Raw genomic sequence first — 15,394 nt, forward strand, 5'->3', positions numbered from 1 at the left:
TGTGAGGAATTCTGCCCTACGACGGCGTAGGTTCGACAGAGATCGAGGTCACATTTATCTTTTTGTAACACTACTCTGTGTGACGGAGAGCGGGGTGATCAGCGATCTCCGCAGGCCGGATACCTCCTCGTCAGGGCTCAAGTTACCGATTCGTAGCGCTCGATCGGGTGGATCTCCTTGGAACCGCTCCCATCACCGCAGGTCACGCAAGTGCGTCATGCACTTGCGTTCCGCAGGACGGGATGAACTGACGCAGTTCGATGGCCGCCGAGGGCCCCGGGCAGCCCTGCGCACGTTTCGTGCTGGACGGCCCGGGAATTCGATACGGTCAGCCCTGGTTCTACGGGACGCAGACAAACCGCGGTGATCGGAGAGTGCAATGGCAACCGTTGAGCTGACCTCGGCGAACTTCGACGAGGTGACCGGCAACGACGGCATCGTCCTGGTCGACTTCTGGGCCGACTGGTGTGGTCCGTGCAAGCGGTTCGCCCCGGTCTACGAGCGCTCCTCGGAGAAGCACCAGAACATCGTCTTCGGCAAGGTCGACACCGAGGCCCAGCAGGAGCTGGGTGCGAAGTTCGACATCCGGTCGATCCCGACGATCATGGCGATCCGCGACGGCGTCATCGTCTTCGCCCAGCCGGGCGCGCTTCCCGAGTCCGCGCTGGAGAACCTGATCGAGCAGGTCGAGGCGCTGGACATGGACGACGTCCGCAAGCAGCTGGCCGAGCACAACCACTGAGCCGTCCCCGTGACGGCGCGCGAGGGCCGGGCCCGGTTCGGGTCCGGCCCTTCGTCGTACCCGGGCACCGGCGCGTGATCATCGACCTGGGCAGGCGGAACTGGCCATCGGTGGGACCCCGCACGGCCGGTACATCCCGTATCGTCACGACCCGATGGAGACCCTGACCACCCGCGGGCGCGCGACCCGGCTGGGCGCGACCGCCCTCGGTCTCGTCCTGCTGCTGCTCGGCACCTTCTGGGGCAGCGACGACGACTTCCCGTTCGGCCCGTTCCGGATGTACGCCACCTCCAACCCGCCGAACGCCCCCGCCCCGGACACCCGCGTGGAGGGGGTGAACAGCGCCGGCGCGGTGGTCGACCTCGACCAGGGCGCCACCGGCATCCGCCGCGCCGAGATCGAGGGCCAGCAGGACCGGTACGCAGCCGACCCGACGCTGCTCGCCGAGGTGGCCGACGCGTACGCCGAACGCCACCCGGACGCCCCGGCGCTGGTCGAGGTTCGCATCGTCATCCGCTGGCACGGCATCCGCGCCGGCCGACCCACCGGGCAGCACACCGACGAGACCGTGGTCCGCTGGCAGGTCTCCCGATGAGCGGCTGGCTGACCGAGGCGGTGCCGCGCGGCCGGATCGCCGCCTTCCGCACCCTGATCTACCTCTTCGTCGCCGCCGACCTGGTGGTCTTCACCCCATGGGTACGCACCAGGGCCAGCGTGCCCGGTGAGCTGTACCAGCCCCTGCTGATCGGCCGGCTGCTCCCGCTGCCGACGCCGACGCCGACGGTGGTGGCGGTGATCTTCTGGGCGCTGCTGCTGCTCACCCTGCTCGCCGCGACCGGCCGGGCGCCCCGGCTGCTCGGCTGGTCGGTCTGCGCGCTCTACCTCGAGTGGATGATCATCGCGATGAGCTACGGAAAGGTCGACCACGACCGGTTCGGGCTCCTCGTCGCACTGGCCGTGCTGCCCACCGCCGGCCGGGCCCGCCACGGCGACACCACCCGCACCGAGGCCGGCGGCTGGGCGCTGCGGGTCACCCAGATCGCGGTGATCTGCACGTACTTCCTGGCGGCCTGGGCCAAGCTGCGCTTCGGCGGCCTGGACTGGCTGACCGGCTCGGTGCTGGCGCGGGCCATCATCCGACGTGGCACCGACCTGGCGGACCTCATCGCCCAGGTGCCGTACCTGCTGATCGTCGCCCAGTTCGGCATCGTGGCCTTCGAACTGTTCAGCCCCGTGGTGTTCCTGCTGCCGGCCCGCTGGCGACTGGCCATGGTCGGCTTCTTCTACTCGTTCCACGTGGTGACCATCGCGACCATCACGATCTCGTTCGCACCCCACCTCGCCGCGATGACGAGCTTCCTGCCGCTGGAGCGGGTCCGCCCGCTGGTCTGGGCCCGCCGGTTGACCGGCCGCGAGACCCCCGGCGCACCTACGGACGCGCCGGAGCCGGCCCCACCGAACGCCGACCCCGAACCACGCGATCAGGCCCCGGCGGACGCCGGCACGGAGCCGGCGCGGCTCGGGGATCAGGCCCCGGCGCTCGGGCGGCCGGCCGGCCCGTAGAGCCGCTCCCGGGCCTCCTGCGGCAGCGAGCACGCCGCCGTGCCGCCCGGGAGCCGGTGCCGGTTGCGCGCCACCCAGCGGTACGCGGGCCAGGCCACGGCGCGTGCCGGCGGAAACCGCAGCCCCGCTCCGGCGACCCGCCAGAGCGGACCACTCGCGGCGAGCAGCTTCGCGATGGCGTCCGGCCCGGCGGCGCGTGAGCCATCCGCGCCGACCCACTGCACGGCCTCCTCGCACTGGGCGGCCGTGAGGCCGAGCGCGTCCAGATCGGCGAACTGCCAGGGCACCACCCGGGCGGCGGTGGGGATGCGGCGTTCGATGAACTCCGCGCAACTCGTGCAGAACGCGCAGTCCCCGTCGTAGACGAAGGTCGACCTCTCCATGGCGTCCATCCTCCCCCGCGCGACCGCCCGGTGGGCTCCGGTGTCCGGCGAGTCACTTGCGCGGGCCTCGTACACGTGTTCGAATAGTGGCCATGCGCTGGGACAACCTCACCGCTCCCCCGGTTGAGGGAGACCCCGAGCGGGCAGCGCCAGCGACGCCACCCCTGCCGCTGGCGCTGCCCGGCGCCATCGTGCGCACCTTCGACACCCCCGAGTTCGCCGGGATGACCTTTCACGAGGTGCAGGCCAAGTCCATCCTCAACCGGGTGCCCGGCCAGTCCCGCGTGCCCTTCGAGTGGACGATCAACCCGTACCGAGGATGCAGTCATGCTTGTGTTTACTGCGTATCGGGCGACACCCCCATTCTGATGGCGGACGGACGCACAAAACCGATCAGCGAGCTGGCGTCGGGCGACCGCATCTACGGGACCGAGCGACGCGGCGCCTACCGCCGATACGTCGTCACCACCGTCCTCGACAAGTGGTCCACCGTGAAACCGGCTTATCGCGTCACCCTGGAGGACGGCACGACGCTCGTCGCCAGCGGGGACCACCGCTTCCTGACGGAGCGAGGCTGGAAACACATCACCGGCGGCATGTTCGGCACCGATCAACGGCCCTACCTCACCACCAACAATCGCCTGATCGGCACTGGGGCGTTCGAGACAACTCCGAAGGCCTCCCACGACTACCGTCGCGGCTATCTCTGCGGCATGGTGCGCGGCGACGGAACCATAGGCACCTACGCCACAGGCAGGAGCTGGAGTCACCAGTTCCGCTTGGCGCTCGCGGACAGCGAGGCCCTCGATCGTACCGAGCGGTATCTGAAGGAAGAGGGCGTCGACACAAGCCGCACCTCCTTTGGCCAGGCCAGGCCCGACCGGCGGCCGATGGAGGCGATCCGCGCCTCGGGAAAGCAGAAGGTCGATGCAATCAGGGAGATCGTCCAATGGCCGCAGCATTCGACTCCTGACTGGCAACGAGGGTTCCTTGCTGGCATCTTCGATGCCGAAGGCAGTTGCAGCCAGGGCATCCTGAGAATCGCCAACTGCGACGATCAGGTCCTCAGCCACACGACGGAAGCACTGCGCGCCTTTGGATTCGCCACCGTCCTCGAGGACCGGAGGCGGACGAACCGCCTGCGCTATGTACGGCTGACCGGCGGTCTCCCGGCGCGGTTGCGCTTCTTCCACCTGACCGACCCGGCCATCACTCGCAAGCGTTCGATCGCGGGTGCCGCTCTGAAATGCAAGGCCGCACTCAGGGTTGTCGACATTCAAGCGCTCGGGCTGGAGTTGCCGCTGTGGGACATCACCACCGGCACCGGCGACTTCATCGCCGACGGAGTCGTGAGCCACAACTGCTTCGCCAGAAACACCCACACCTATCTCGATCTTGATGCCGGTGCGGACTTCGACCGGCAGGTGATCGTGAAGGTCAACGCCGGTGAGCTGGTACGGCGGGAGCTGGCCGCGCCGAAGTGGCGGGGCGCGCACGTGGCCATGGGCACCAACGTGGACTGCTACCAGAGGGCCGAGGGGCGTTACCGGCTGATGCCGCAGATCATCGCGGCCCTGCGCGACTTCGCCAACCCGTTCTCGATCCTGACCAAGGGCACGCTGATCCTGCGAGACCTGCCGCTGCTGCGCCAGGCCGCCGAGGTGACCAGAGTCGGCATCTCCTACTCGGTGGGCTTCGTCGACGAGCAGCTCTGGCGTGGCGTCGAGCCGGGCACGCCGCACCCGAGCCGCCGGCTCGACGCGGTCCGCCGACTCACCGACGCCGGCTTCGAGGTCGGGGTGCTGATGGCGCCGATCCTGCCCGGGCTGAGCGACGGCGACGAGTCGATCGACGCCACCGTGTCGGCGATCGCGGCCGCCGGGGCGACCAGCGTGACTCCACTGGCGCTGCACCTGCGCCCGGGCGCCCGGGAGTGGTACGCGCAGTGGCTCGCTCGGGAGCACCCGCACCTCGCGCCCCGCTACCGCGAGCTCTACCGGGCCGGCGCGTACGCCCCGCAGGCGTACCAGCGGGAGCTGACCGCCCGGGTGCGGATCGCGGCCCGCCGCCACGGGCTGCACCGGGGCGAAGTGGGTGACAACCGTCGGCTGCCCGAGCCGCCCCCACCGCCGGCCGCCGAGCAGCTGACCCTGCTCTAGCCAGCAGGCGGCGCTACAGTCGGCGGGTGCGCACCGCTCAGCAGATCCTCGCCGACTCCGCCGTCATCGCCGTCGTCGGCGCGTCGCGCGACCCGCGCAAGGCCGCGCACGGCGTGCCGTTGCAGATGCAGCAGTACGGCTGGCGGATCATCCCGGTCAACCCGACAGTCGACGAACTCTTCGGCGAGCGGGCGTACCCGACGCTGGCCGACATCCCGCACCCGGTGGATCTGGTGGACGTGTTCCGGCCGGCGGCCGACGCCGTGCAGGTCGTGCGGGACGCGGCGGCGATCGGCGCTCCGGCCGTCTGGCTGCAACTGGGCATCGTCTCGGCCGAGGCGCGACGGATCGCCGAGGCGGCCGGGATGGACTACGTCGAGGACCGCTGCCTCATCGTCGAGCGCGCCGCCGGAAACCTGACCCGCCTCGGCTGATCGCGCGTCGGTCCGACGGGCTGGCCGACGGCCGGACGGACCGGAAGCCGTCGACAGGCCGGTGGGCACGACGTGAGCGGCCGGCATTGGCACGAACATCTCGTCGTCGAGCGCGCCGCCGGCCTGACCCGCTTCACTGGTTTCCCGGTGGTCGTACGCTGCGGGCATGGTCATCCCGCGGCGCGGCCGCGTACCGGCGCTGGGCGACGGGCTCTGGCCGCGCCGGATCCTGGCTCTGACGGCCGGGTTGGTGGTGACGGCCGGGGTCGCCGGTGGGCTGCTTGCGCTCCCTCGGATCAACCCGTCCACCGCCAGCCTGGCGGTCTGGTCGGCCATCGGCATGCGGTGGCTGACCGGGCGGTGGTGGCCACGGCGGACCGGGCATCTGCGCTGGCGGGAGCGTGTCTCCGGCCTGGACGCCGTCGAACCGGGCCTGGTGGCACGCCGGTCGCTCGCCGGGTGGGTCGACCTGGCGGCCGGTGCGACCACGCTGCTCGCGATCGGAGGGTGGCTGATCGCCAGCCTGCCCCCGCACGGCCGGTGGGTCGAACTGACGCGGCCGGTGCTCGCCGTCGGGGTCGCGGCCTGGCTCGGTCGTGGGGTCTACGAGGAGACGCGCTTCACCGGAAGGCTGGCGCTGACCGCCAGCGAGATCCGGCACGGCCGCCAGATCGTGGACTGGACGAACATCGACCGGGTCAGCCCGCACCGGCGCGACGGCCGGCTGAACGGGGTGCGGCTGCGGCCGGCGGTCTGGCAGTCGCTGCGGCCGGCGCCGGTGGTCGGCGGCCGGGACACGGCGGTGCCGGAGGACCGGCTGATCGCCGCGCTCGAGGACTACCGGTTCCGGCCGAGGGAGTTGGCCATCGAGCCGGACCAGGGGCAGCTCAGAGCTTGTACTCCTTGAGCAGGCCGCGGGAGATGATGGTCTTCTGGATCTCCGAGGTGCCCTCGCCGATGAGCAGGAACGGGGCCTCGCGCATCAGCCGCTCGATCTCGTACTCCTTGGAGTAGCCGTAGCCGCCGTGGATGCGGAACGCCTCCTGCACGACCTCCGCGCAGTATTCCGAAGCGAGCAGCTTGGCCATCCCGGCCTCGACGTCGTTGCGCTGGCCGGCGTCCTTGAGGCGGGCGGCGTTGACCATGAGGGCGTGCGCGGCCTCGATCTTCGTGCCCATCTCGGCGAGCTTGAACGCGATCGCCTGGTGCCTGGCGAGCGGCTGGCCGAAGGTCTTGCGCTGCTGGGCGTACGCGACGGCCAACTCGAAGGCGCGGATGGAGATGCCGCAGGCGCGGGCGGCCACGTTGACGCGGCCCACCTCGATGCCGTCCATCATCTGGTAGAAGCCGCGGCCCACCTTGTCGGCGCCGCCGAGGATGGCCGAGTCGGGCACGGTCACCCCGTCGAGCACCATCTCGGTGGTCTCGACGCCCTTGTAACCCATTTTCTCGATCTTGCCGGGGATGGTGAGGCCGGGCGCGGTCTCGCCGAAGCCCGGCTCCTTCTCCAGCAGGAAGGTGCTCATGTTGCCGTACACCGACTCAGCGCCGGTGTCGGTCTTGACCAGGGTGGCCACCACCGAGGAGTACGCCCCGTTGGTCAGCCACATCTTCTGCCCGTTGAGCACGTAGCTGTCGCCGTCGCGGACGGCCCGGGACTTGATCGCCGAGACGTCGGAGCCGGTCTCCGGCTCGGACATCGAGAACGCGCCGCGCACCTCGCCGGTGGCCATCTTCGGCAGCAGGCGGGCCTTCTGCTCGGCCGAGCCGTGCTGGGAGATCAGGTACGCCACGATGAAGTGGGTGTTGACGATGCCGGAGATCGACATCCAGCCCCGGGACAGCTGCTCCACCACGAGGGCGTACGTGAGCAGCGACTCGCCGAGCCCGCCGTACTCCTCGTCGATGGTGAGGCCGAACAGCCCCATCTCGCGCATCCCGTCGAGGATGTCGGTGGGGTACTCGTCGGCGTGCTCCAGCCGCTGGGCGTGCGGGATGATCTCCTTGTCGGCGAACTCCCGGACGGTCTCCAGGATCGATCGCTGCACATCGGTCAGGCCGGGCGTCTGGGCGAGTCGGGCCATCTCAGCCTCCGGGGATCAGCGCACTACTCATGGGTAACTGAACGCTCGGTCAGTATCGGCCTCCGGGTCGGCAAGGCCAAGGTGACCAGTCCACACAACCGCTGTGAAAAGGTTCACCGCTGCGGGTACCGTCCGGCAAGAAGGACTTTTCCGGCACCGGCAGGAGGAGGACAGCCGTGAGCTACCCGCCACCGTCGGGCCCCCCGGGGGACGAGCCGCCGCCGTCACCCTACGAGCCACCCCGGGACCAGTCGCCGTACGCGCCACCGCCGGCCGGCCAGTCGCCGTACCCGCCGCCGCCGGACCAGTCGTCGTTCGGGTCGCCGGAACGCTCGCCGTACGGGCCCCCCGCCGACGAGCCGTCGCCGTACGAGCAGCAGAAGCCGCACCAGCCGGCGCACTGGGGGCAGCAGCCGCCGTACCCGCCGCAGGGCCCCTACGGCCAGTACGGCCCGCCGCCGTCCGGCGGCCCGGGTCGGGGCACCAACGTGCTGGCGATCCTGTCGCTGGTGTTCGCCTTCGTGTTCCCCCCGGCGGGCGCCGTGCTCGGCCACGTGGCCAAGCGACAGATCCGCACCAGCGGTGAGGACGGCGACCAGCTCGCCACCTGGGGGCTGATCCTCGGCTACGCCTTCACCGCGCTGACCCTGCTGGCCTGCTGCGGCTGGCTGGCGCTGGTCATTTTCAGCAACACGGGCGACAGCGGCGGCTACTGACCCGCCCGGCCGATCAGCGGAAGCGCGCCTCCCGGACGCTGTTGCCGCCGTCCACCACAAGCATCTGGCCGGTGATGTACGAGGCCGCCGGCGAGCAGAGGAAGCTGATGGCCGCGGCTACCTCGTCCGGGGTGCCCGGTCGACCGACCGGTGTGCCCAGGCCCTGCTTGATCTCGGCCATCGTGGACGCCGCCGTGTAGATGGTGCCGGGCGCCACCGCGTTCACGGTCACCCCGTCGGCGATCATCTCCATGGCCAGCGCACGGGTCAGCCCGACGACGCCGGCCTTCGCGGCGGCGTACGCGGCCTCGGTGGGCAGGGCGTTGACCGGCCCGGCGGTGGCCGCCAGGTTGACGATCCGCCCCCAGCCCCGCTCGGCCATCCCGCCGATGAACGCGCGACTGCACAGGAACGCGGTGGACAGGTTGCGGTCGATCTCGCCGCGCCACTCGTCGTAGGTCAGCTGCGCGACGGGACGCAGCACCCCCTGGCTGGCCCGGCTGGCCAGACCGGCGTTGTTGACCAGCACCTCGACGTCACCCAACTGCTCGGCGACCGCGTCCGCCAGCGCGCCGACCTCGGACTCGTCGGTCAGGTCCGCGACGAACCCGGTCGCCCCCAGCTCACCGGCCCGCTCGTGGATGCGCCGGGTGGTGCTGACGATGGCCACCCGCGCCCCCAGGTCGGCCAGCCGCCGGGCGGTGGCGTAGCCGATGCCGTCCGGGCTGCCGGCCCCGGTCACCAGGGCGACCCGACCGTCGAGCCGCATGGTCACCGGGTCCGTGAGTGCGACCGGTTCGTCGGGGCCGGGTGCGCCGGCCGGCGTGGCCGCCCGACCGCGGCGGCCCGCACCCGGACGGCTCACGTCCCGTCGCGGTCGGCTGCCGGAACGGTCCGCGGCGCGCGCGTCTATTGCCATGCCAGGGATCCTGCCCGTTACGACCGGCCCGAGCAACGCGGCACCCGGGAGCGGGGCCATCGGGTTTAGGCACCCCTGGCTACTCTGACGGCGCACCCGAGCCGACGGAGAGTTCGCATGACCAATCCCCCACCCCCCGGCGGTTGGACCGACCCCACCTGGTCGGCTCAACCGTCGAGCGCGCCGCCGGACCCGACCCTGGTGGCCGGCCAGCCGATACCGACCCAACCCGGCCCCGCAAACCCGTACGCGCCGGTCGACCCGTACGCGGGTGGGCAGCTGCCGCCGGGCGCGTACGCGCCGCCCGGCTACCCGCCGCACCCCGGTTACGGGTACCCGCCACCGCCGAAGACCAACGGGCTGGCCATCGCGGCGCTCGTGCTGGCCCTGGCCGGCCTGACCACCTGCGGCATCACCGCGCCGATCGGGGCGATCCTCGGCCATGTGGCGCAGAAGCAGATCCGGGTCAGCGGCGAGGGCGGCGAGGGAATGGCGAAGGCCGGCATCATCGTCGGCTGGATCGTCACCGCGCTGATGGTGCTGGCGATCGCGTTCTACGTCGTCGCGATCGTCTTCGCGGTCACGACGGGCGCCGGCAGCGACAGCAGCTACTGACTCGGTCGTCGGGTCCGCGTACCGCCGGCTGGTAGGCCGGGTCGGCAGCCGGCGGCGACCGACCCGGCCCGAGGCGTCACTGCGCCGGTGGGGTGAACGACGAGGTACGGCTCATCCCGGCGGCGCGGCCCTTGGCGGCGATGACCAACGCCATCTTGCGGGACGCTTCGTCGATCATCTCGTCGCCGAGCATCACCGCACCGAGCTTGCCGCCGGCCTCCGAGGTGTAGTGCTCGTACGCGTCGAGGATCAGCTCGGCGTGGTCGTAGTCGGCCTGGGCCGGCTGGTAGATCTCGTTGGCGGCGTCGATCTGGCCCGGGTGCAGCACCCACTTGCCGTCGAAGCCCAGCGCCGCCGAGCGCTTGGCCACCTCGCGGAACGCGTCGACGTCGCGGATCTGCAGGAAGGGGCCGTCGATGGCCTGCTTGTCGTGCATCCGCGCGGCCATCAGGATCCGCATGAGGATGTAGTGGTACGGGTCGCCCGGGTAGTCCGGGATCAGGCCGCCGACCACCAGCGACCTCATGTTGATCGACGCCATGAAGTCGGCCGGGCCGAAAATGATGGTCTCCACGCGCGGCGAGGCGGCCGCGATGGCGTCCACGTTGACCAGACCCGCCGCGTTCTCGATCTGCGCCTCGATGCCGATCCGGCCGACCTCAAGGCCGATTGTCTTCTCGATCTGGGTGAGCGTCAGGTCCAGCCACTGCACCTGGGCGGCGTTCTGCACCTTCGGCAGCATGATGCAGTCCAGGTTCGCGCCGGCGCCCTCGACCACCTCGATGACGTCCCGGTAGGTCCACGGGGTCGTCAGGTCGTTGACCCGGACCACCCGGGTCTTGCCGGCCCAGTCACCGTCGTTGAGGGCGGCCACGATGTTCTTGCGCGCATCCGGCTTGGCCAGCGGCGCCACGGCGTCCTCCAGATCGAGGAAGACCTGGTCGGCGGGGAGACCCTGCGCCTTGCCGAGCATCTTGACGCTGGAACCCGGCACGGCGAGGCAGGACCGGCGGGGACGACCGACTGCGGCCATGAATGCGCTCCTCTTCCAGCGATCGGCGAGCACGCCGACGCCACCTGACTCCGAAGAAAACTTAACGATCCCAAAGGGCGTGGTGACGTCACGGTAACCTCGCGCCATGACCGGGGTGAATGGACCTGTGGAAGATCTCACTGGGCGTCGGCTGGTGGTGGTGACCGGAGCCAGCTCCGGCATCGGGTTGGCCGCCGCGGTGAGCTTCGCGTGCCGCGGAGACCAGGTGGTGCTGGTCGGACGGGATCCGGCCCGCCTGCAGGCCGCGGCGGAACGGGTACGGGAGACCTCGGGCGAGCGTCCCGAGCTGTTCCGGGCCGACTTCGCGGTGCTCGACGACGTACGCGGGCTCGCCGAGCGGCTGCGCGACGCTTACGACCGGATCGACGTGCTGGCCAACAACGCCGGGGCCATCGCGCTCCAACCGCTCACCACCGTCGACGGCTTCGAGCTGTCGATCCAGGCCAACCACCTGGCCCCCTTCCTGCTGACCAACCTGCTCGCCGACCGGGTGGGCCGGATAGTGGTGACCGCCTCGGGCGCGCACCGCTACGGCGGGCTCGACCCGGCCGACCTCAACAAGCCGCTGCGCCGTTACCGGTCGATGGCCGCGTACGGCACCAGCAAGCAGGCCAACATTCTGTTCGCCGCCGAGGCGGCCCGCCGCTGGCCGCACATCCCCACGCACAGCTTCCACCCCGGCGTGGTGCGTACGCGGTTCGCCAACGACAGTGCGATGGTCGCGTTCGGTATGCGGTTCCTGCCGTTCCGCAGCCCCGAGAAGGGCGCCGAAACGCTCGTCTGGCTGGCCAACCAGGATCCGGCCCGGCTCATCAACGGGGCGTACTACTACAACCGCCGGCCACGCCGGCCGTACCGCAAGGCAGCCGACCCGCGGCTCGCGGCCCGGCTCTGGGAAGCCAGCGCCACGGCCGTCGGCATCGACCGATAGCGTGGCGTCATGCTGACCCTTGTCGCAGTCGTCGAGTATCCGGCCGGGGCCGAGGCCGCCGGGCAGCGCTACGAGGACACCGTGCTGGCGCTGCTCGACCGGCACGGTGGCCGGCTGGAACGACGGCTGCGCGGCACGGACGGGCGGGCCGAGGTGCACGTGATCACCTTCGACGGGCGGGCCGGCTACGAGTCGTTCCTGGTCGACCCGGAGCGGGCGGCCCTGCGCACCGCCCTCGGCGAGGCCGCCCCGACCACCCGCGTCATCGAGGTGCACGAGGGCTAGGCCGGCGACGGCGGCCGCGCCACCGCCGCAGCCACCCCAGCACGGGCAGCGCCACCAGGACCACCAGCACGAACCCCGCCGCGAGCGCCCAGAACGGCAGCGGCCCGTAGTCGGGGCGACCGGATTCGCGTACCGCCCCGTCGATCGCCAGGTCGGCGGCGACCGACAGCTCAGTGATGCCCTCCGGGGTGCGGAAGAGCACCTCCGGCGCGAGCGCGCCCCGGCGCAGCGCCACGAGTTCCACCGCCTCCGTTCCGGGCTCGTGATACGGCTCCCAGGCCACGTCGTGGTCGTCCGGGCGGTCCACCGCCGCCGGCCCCGGCACCCCGACCAACGCGACCGCCTCCTCGGCCGAGCGCCAGCCGAGCAGTTGCACGAACGTGCGGGAAGGCAGCGGGGGGAACGCGGCACCGGCCACGGGCGAACCGTCGACGGTGGATCGCAACGCCAGCGTCCAGGTGCGCCGGAAGGACGGCACCGGGCAGTCGTCGCAGGTGGACCGATCCAGGACCGCCACCGATCCGCCGTCCGGCGACCAGGACCCGGCCCCGGCGAGCCGGCCGCCGGCGAGCGGCAGCTTCCGGTACGGCTCGGCGACCCGATCGGCGCCCGCGTCGGCCACCCGAGTGAGCCAGACCTCGTCGCGGACCTGGAGGGCCAACTCCCCGCCGTCGGGCGAGAGCGCGGCCGTGCGTCCGGGCGGAATCCAGGCCGTCCCGACCCGCACCCGCAGCACATCCGCGCCGAGTTTGCGGTCGTGGACACCGACGTACGGGGTGCCGTAGCTGTTGGGCGGGGTGAACGTCGTGTCGTCCTCGGCGTAGACGAGACGCTCCCCGTTCGGCGCGAACGCGAGCGGGTAGCCGCCCGTGCGATCCGGGGTGAGCTTCCCGGTCCGCAGGTCGAGCAGTGTCGCACCGATCGAGGCGTACCGGCCGTCCTGGGACAGCATCGCCTCGAAGCCCGCGACGGCCGAACCGGCGTCCAGCACCCGATAGCGGTCGGCGTCCGCGGCGAGCACACCCATCCGGGTCTCGAACCAATCGGTGCGCACGGCGGGACCGCCGAAGAGCATCGCCGCCGAGCCAGGTGCCGAGGCCCGCACCGAGGCGGTTCGCAGCGGCGGGTCGACGAGTCTGGTGGGCAGGCCAGGGGCGTCGTGCCTCGGGCCGGCGGGGATCGGCAGGGCGACCGGGCGCAGCGCGTACCCGGTGCCCAGGAGCAGGACCAGGACGGCGAGCGCTCCCGCGACGGCGGCCCGGCGACGGCGGTACCGTGCCACCTCCTGCGGGTCACGGCCGACAAGTTCGGCCAGTTCGGGGGCGAGTACGCGGAGTCGGCCGAGGGCGTGGCGGGTCTGGCTCTTCACGGTAGTCAAGTGTCGTAAGAAGCCAACCGATGCCACCTCAACATCTAACGAGCAACAGGTCGGACGGGTGACGAGCAGAAGATGTCTCTCACAATGACCGACGTCCATGAGGACCGAGGCGTACAGTCCAGCGAGGTTCGATCATGTGTACGACACATCTCGTGGGATTGAGAGAACGATGTTCGAGGTGGACTTTCTGCCGGTGGAGAACCGGGACCAGGACGGCGGCAAGAGTGGCGACGCCATTGCGATCAATTTCACGTGGCACGCCGAGCAGCGCCAGGCCGTTGTGGTGATCGACGGCGGCTTCAAGGACACCGCCGACTCACTGGTCAGCCACATCAGGGAGTATTACGGCACGAACGTGGTGGACTTGATGATCTCCACCCATCCCGATGCGGACCACCTGAATGGACTGGCAGGCGTCGTGGACGCCCTCGATGTGCAGGAGCTGATGGTCCACCAGCCCCGCGCATACGCCCGTGACGTGTCCGACTTCAGCAATCTCGAGGCCCTGGACGAACTCCTGGATAGGGCCAAAGCCCGGAACGTGGTGGTGAGCGAGCCCTTCACCGGAGAGTCGCGGTTCGGTGGTCAGCTGACAGTGCTGGGGCCGACGACCAGCTACTACGAGACCCTGCTGGCGCAGCAGTTGTGGGAAGCCAAGCACTTGGCCGCGTCGGCGACGTCCGCCAGAGGCTGGTGGCAGCGAGGGGTCAACCTCCTCGAACGAGCAGTCGACTGGCTGCCGCTGGAGACGCTGACCGATGACGGCGAGACCAGCCACCGGAACAACTCCTCGGTGATCACGTTGCTGACCCTGGACGGACAGCGAATGTTGTTCACCGGAGACGCCGGCATCCCCGCCATGACGGCCGCCGCCGATCACTACGAAAACACATACGGATCTTTCGCGGCATCCCCGCTGTCCTTCATGCAGGCACCGCACCACGGGAGCAAGCGCAACCTGGGGCCCACCCTCCTGAACCGCATTCTCGGCATGCCCGACTCGCCGCACGCGCCCTCGACGATCGCCTTCATCAGCTCCGCCAAGGCAGCTCCGAAGCATCCCTCACCGAAGGTGGTCAACGCCCTGAAGCGTCGAGGTTGCTTCGTGGGAGCCACCGAGGGGAACCCCATCTGCCATAACTCGGGAACGCTGACGCGTCCGGGATGGGGCACCTTGCAGCCACTCCCGGCGCTGGTCGAGGACGACGATGAAGCTTAGTGAGGCGGTCAGCGGCTTTGACTCCTACAGCCGGCGGGCTCGCATCTATCCAGCGATGCTCGCCGTGCTACCCATCGCGCTGATCTCGGCGTTACTCACGAACAACAAACCGCTCGTAGCGCTGAGCCCGATCTTGTTGAGCGCAGGAACATTGTTCCTTGCCAGCAACATCGTGCGCGTACTCGGCCAACGCACGCAGCAACGTCTGATCGTGACGTGGGACGGTATGCCCACGACCAAGCTGCTCCGATTCCGCGAGGCTCAGAACAGCGTCATGTTGCAGCGGCGTCGACAAGCCTTGGAAGCGCTGTTCGGCGCTCCACTACCCACCCGTCGGCAAGAAGCCGTCAACCCCCAAAAGGCAGACGAAGCCTACATCGCAGCAACCCGCTGCCTGATCACTCACGTGCGTTCGCGACGTGGCCAGTTTCCCCTCATCGATCACGAAAACGCCACCTACGGCTTTGCCCGCAATCTGCTTGGAGTCAAACCGCTCGCGCTCGTCGTGCTCACCGCGTCAGTTGCGGCCGACGCCGTCATCTACCTGCGCGACGGGCTGACGAGTCCGCTCGTCGTAGTCGGCGGACTGCACTTGGGCCTCGCCGCCGTCTGGCTGTCCTTCATCCGTCCCGCGTGGGTCCGCCAGGCCGCCGACACCTATGCCGAGCGGCTTCTCGAAGCCCTGGACCTGCCGCCCGAACCGGCAACAAACGAGCAGAACGGGAGCGCAGGCCAGACACCCAGTCTGTCGGGGGAGTAATTGCGCTGTCCGATAGGGCACGTCTTTATTGCCCGGCATGACCCACCACGTGCACCAGCCACCAGGCACATCCCTGGGTTACCTACTCAAACGATCTATCACGATCGGCACCCTGAAACCCTGCGCGACGCGCGGGTGATCCGCGCGCGGGC

Annotated in this window: 17 protein-coding genes; 12 read left to right on the forward strand and 5 right to left on the reverse strand. The window is 70.2% G+C overall.

Annotation, left to right across the window (positions count from 1 at the left end; all coding sequences use genetic code 11):
- The first annotated feature begins 379 nt into the window (after positions 1-379).
- From trxA to ABZU46_RS09135, 3 genes are all read left to right on the forward strand, one after another.
- Positions 380-742, forward strand: coding sequence for a thioredoxin (gene trxA, locus ABZU46_RS09125; protein WP_030329190.1), 363 nt, complete (start codon positions 380-382; stop codon positions 740-742).
- Between the two features lie 154 nt (positions 743-896).
- Positions 897-1,337, forward strand: a complete 441-nt coding sequence (locus ABZU46_RS09130; protein WP_354855916.1) for a hypothetical protein — start codon at positions 897-899, stop codon at positions 1,335-1,337.
- Positions 1,334-2,305 (forward strand): MFS transporter permease, encoded by a 972-nt coding sequence (locus ABZU46_RS09135; RefSeq protein ID WP_354855917.1) that lies wholly within the window; start codon positions 1,334-1,336, stop codon positions 2,303-2,305. Before ABZU46_RS09130 ends, ABZU46_RS09135 begins: the two co-directional genes overlap by 4 nt.
- On the opposite strand, the gene ABZU46_RS09140 is transcribed toward ABZU46_RS09135, so the two are convergent.
- Positions 2,269-2,688 carry a DUF393 domain-containing protein gene (locus ABZU46_RS09140; RefSeq protein WP_354855918.1) on the reverse strand — a complete coding sequence of 140 codons (420 nt, stop codon included), beginning with the start codon at positions 2,686-2,688 and terminating at the stop codon, positions 2,269-2,271. The two genes, ABZU46_RS09135 and ABZU46_RS09140, sit on opposite strands and share 37 nt — an antisense overlap.
- Before the next feature lie 92 nt (positions 2,689-2,780).
- On the opposite strand from ABZU46_RS09140, the gene ABZU46_RS09145 reads away from it, so the two are divergent.
- From ABZU46_RS09145 to ABZU46_RS09155, 3 genes are all read left to right on the forward strand, one after another.
- The gene (locus ABZU46_RS09145; protein WP_354855919.1) at positions 2,781-4,847 is read left to right on the forward strand and encodes an intein-containing Rv2578c family radical SAM protein; all 2,067 of its coding nucleotides are present in this window, start codon (positions 2,781-2,783) and stop codon (positions 4,845-4,847) included.
- Between the two features lie 26 nt (positions 4,848-4,873).
- Positions 4,874-5,281: a CoA-binding protein gene (locus ABZU46_RS09150; RefSeq protein WP_354855920.1), complete on the forward strand. Its 408-nt coding sequence runs from the start codon at positions 4,874-4,876 to the stop codon at positions 5,279-5,281.
- 166 nt (positions 5,282-5,447) lie between these two features.
- Entirely contained in the window at positions 5,448-6,188 is a 741-nt protein-coding gene (locus ABZU46_RS09155; protein ID WP_354855921.1) for a hypothetical protein, read from the forward strand.
- Here the strand turns inward: ABZU46_RS09155 and ABZU46_RS09160 are convergent.
- Positions 6,169-7,365, reverse strand: coding sequence for an acyl-CoA dehydrogenase family protein (locus ABZU46_RS09160; protein ID WP_354855922.1), 1,197 nt, complete (start codon positions 7,363-7,365; stop codon positions 6,169-6,171). The two genes, ABZU46_RS09155 and ABZU46_RS09160, sit on opposite strands and share 20 nt — an antisense overlap.
- Before the next feature lie 176 nt (positions 7,366-7,541).
- Here ABZU46_RS09160 and ABZU46_RS09165 point away from each other — a divergent pair, with 176 nt between their 5' ends.
- Positions 7,542-8,081 (forward strand): DUF4190 domain-containing protein, encoded by a 540-nt coding sequence (locus tag ABZU46_RS09165; RefSeq protein ID WP_354855923.1) that lies wholly within the window; start codon positions 7,542-7,544, stop codon positions 8,079-8,081.
- Positions 8,082-8,094: 13 nt separating this feature from the next.
- Here the strand turns inward: ABZU46_RS09165 and ABZU46_RS09170 are convergent, their stop codons facing one another.
- On the reverse strand, positions 8,095-9,000 hold the full coding sequence (locus tag ABZU46_RS09170; protein ID WP_354855924.1) for an SDR family NAD(P)-dependent oxidoreductase: 906 nt from the start codon (positions 8,998-9,000) through the stop codon (positions 8,095-8,097).
- Positions 9,001-9,117: 117 nt separating this feature from the next.
- Between ABZU46_RS09170 and ABZU46_RS09175 the strand changes: the two genes are divergently transcribed.
- Positions 9,118-9,615 (forward strand): DUF4190 domain-containing protein, encoded by a 498-nt coding sequence (locus ABZU46_RS09175; RefSeq protein ID WP_354855925.1) that lies wholly within the window; start codon positions 9,118-9,120, stop codon positions 9,613-9,615.
- 76 nt (positions 9,616-9,691) lie between these two features.
- On the opposite strand, the gene ABZU46_RS09180 is transcribed toward ABZU46_RS09175, so the two are convergent.
- On the reverse strand, positions 9,692-10,648 hold the full coding sequence (locus tag ABZU46_RS09180; RefSeq protein WP_354855926.1) for a CoA ester lyase: 957 nt from the start codon (positions 10,646-10,648) through the stop codon (positions 9,692-9,694).
- Between the two features lie 127 nt (positions 10,649-10,775).
- On the opposite strand from ABZU46_RS09180, the gene ABZU46_RS09185 reads away from it, so the two are divergent.
- Both ABZU46_RS09185 and ABZU46_RS09190 read left to right on the forward strand, forming a co-directional pair.
- A complete protein-coding gene (locus tag ABZU46_RS09185; protein WP_354855973.1) occupies positions 10,776-11,600 on the forward strand; it encodes an SDR family NAD(P)-dependent oxidoreductase in 825 nt (274 codons plus the stop codon).
- Between the two features lie 9 nt (positions 11,601-11,609).
- A complete protein-coding gene (locus tag ABZU46_RS09190; RefSeq protein WP_354855927.1) occupies positions 11,610-11,885 on the forward strand; it encodes a hypothetical protein in 276 nt (91 codons plus the stop codon).
- Here ABZU46_RS09190 and ABZU46_RS09195 read toward each other — a convergent pair.
- Complete coding sequence (locus tag ABZU46_RS09195; RefSeq protein WP_354855928.1) at positions 11,863-13,254, reverse strand: hypothetical protein; 1,392 nt, start codon at positions 13,252-13,254, stop codon at positions 11,863-11,865. The genes ABZU46_RS09190 and ABZU46_RS09195 overlap by 23 nt on opposite strands.
- Before the next feature lie 178 nt (positions 13,255-13,432).
- Here ABZU46_RS09195 and ABZU46_RS09200 point away from each other — a divergent pair, with 178 nt between their 5' ends.
- Positions 13,433-14,482 carry an MBL fold metallo-hydrolase gene (locus ABZU46_RS09200; RefSeq protein ID WP_354855929.1) on the forward strand — a complete coding sequence of 350 codons (1,050 nt, stop codon included), beginning with the start codon at positions 13,433-13,435 and terminating at the stop codon, positions 14,480-14,482.
- The gene (locus ABZU46_RS09205) at positions 14,472-15,242 is read left to right on the forward strand and encodes a hypothetical protein (protein WP_354855930.1); all 771 of its coding nucleotides are present in this window, start codon (positions 14,472-14,474) and stop codon (positions 15,240-15,242) included. Before ABZU46_RS09200 ends, ABZU46_RS09205 begins: the two co-directional genes overlap by 11 nt.
- Positions 15,243-15,394: the final 152 nt, after the last annotated feature.

This window comes from Micromonospora sp. NPDC005197 (assembly GCF_040608295.1).
Lineage (GTDB): Bacteria > Actinomycetota > Actinomycetes > Mycobacteriales > Micromonosporaceae > Micromonospora.

What these genes read in the sequence shown, in the direction of transcription:
- ABZU46_RS09135 (WP_354855917.1), top strand. Translation starts at nt 1,334, where the DNA reads ATGAGCGGCTGGCTGACCGAGGCGGTGCCGCGCGGCCGGATCGCCGCC.
- ABZU46_RS09205 (WP_354855930.1), top strand. Translation starts at nt 14,472, where the DNA reads ATGAAGCTTAGTGAGGCGGTCAGCGGCTTTGACTCCTACAGCCGGCGG.
- ABZU46_RS09175 (WP_354855925.1), top strand. Translation starts at nt 9,118, where the DNA reads ATGACCAATCCCCCACCCCCCGGCGGTTGGACCGACCCCACCTGGTCG.
- ABZU46_RS09180 (WP_354855926.1), bottom strand. Translation starts at nt 10,648, where the DNA reads ATGGCCGCAGTCGGTCGTCCCCGCCGGTCCTGCCTCGCCGTGCCGGGT.
- ABZU46_RS09190 (WP_354855927.1), top strand. Translation starts at nt 11,610, where the DNA reads ATGCTGACCCTTGTCGCAGTCGTCGAGTATCCGGCCGGGGCCGAGGCC.
- trxA (WP_030329190.1), top strand. Translation starts at nt 380, where the DNA reads ATGGCAACCGTTGAGCTGACCTCGGCGAACTTCGACGAGGTGACCGGC.
- ABZU46_RS09155 (WP_354855921.1), top strand. Translation starts at nt 5,448, where the DNA reads ATGGTCATCCCGCGGCGCGGCCGCGTACCGGCGCTGGGCGACGGGCTC.
- ABZU46_RS09130 (WP_354855916.1), top strand. Translation starts at nt 897, where the DNA reads ATGGAGACCCTGACCACCCGCGGGCGCGCGACCCGGCTGGGCGCGACC.
- ABZU46_RS09160 (WP_354855922.1), bottom strand. Translation starts at nt 7,365, where the DNA reads ATGGCCCGACTCGCCCAGACGCCCGGCCTGACCGATGTGCAGCGATCG.
- ABZU46_RS09170 (WP_354855924.1), bottom strand. Translation starts at nt 9,000, where the DNA reads ATGGCAATAGACGCGCGCGCCGCGGACCGTTCCGGCAGCCGACCGCGA.
- ABZU46_RS09200 (WP_354855929.1), top strand. Translation starts at nt 13,433, where the DNA reads ATGTTCGAGGTGGACTTTCTGCCGGTGGAGAACCGGGACCAGGACGGC.
- ABZU46_RS09145 (WP_354855919.1), top strand. Translation starts at nt 2,781, where the DNA reads ATGCGCTGGGACAACCTCACCGCTCCCCCGGTTGAGGGAGACCCCGAG.
- ABZU46_RS09140 (WP_354855918.1), bottom strand. Translation starts at nt 2,688, where the DNA reads ATGGAGAGGTCGACCTTCGTCTACGACGGGGACTGCGCGTTCTGCACG.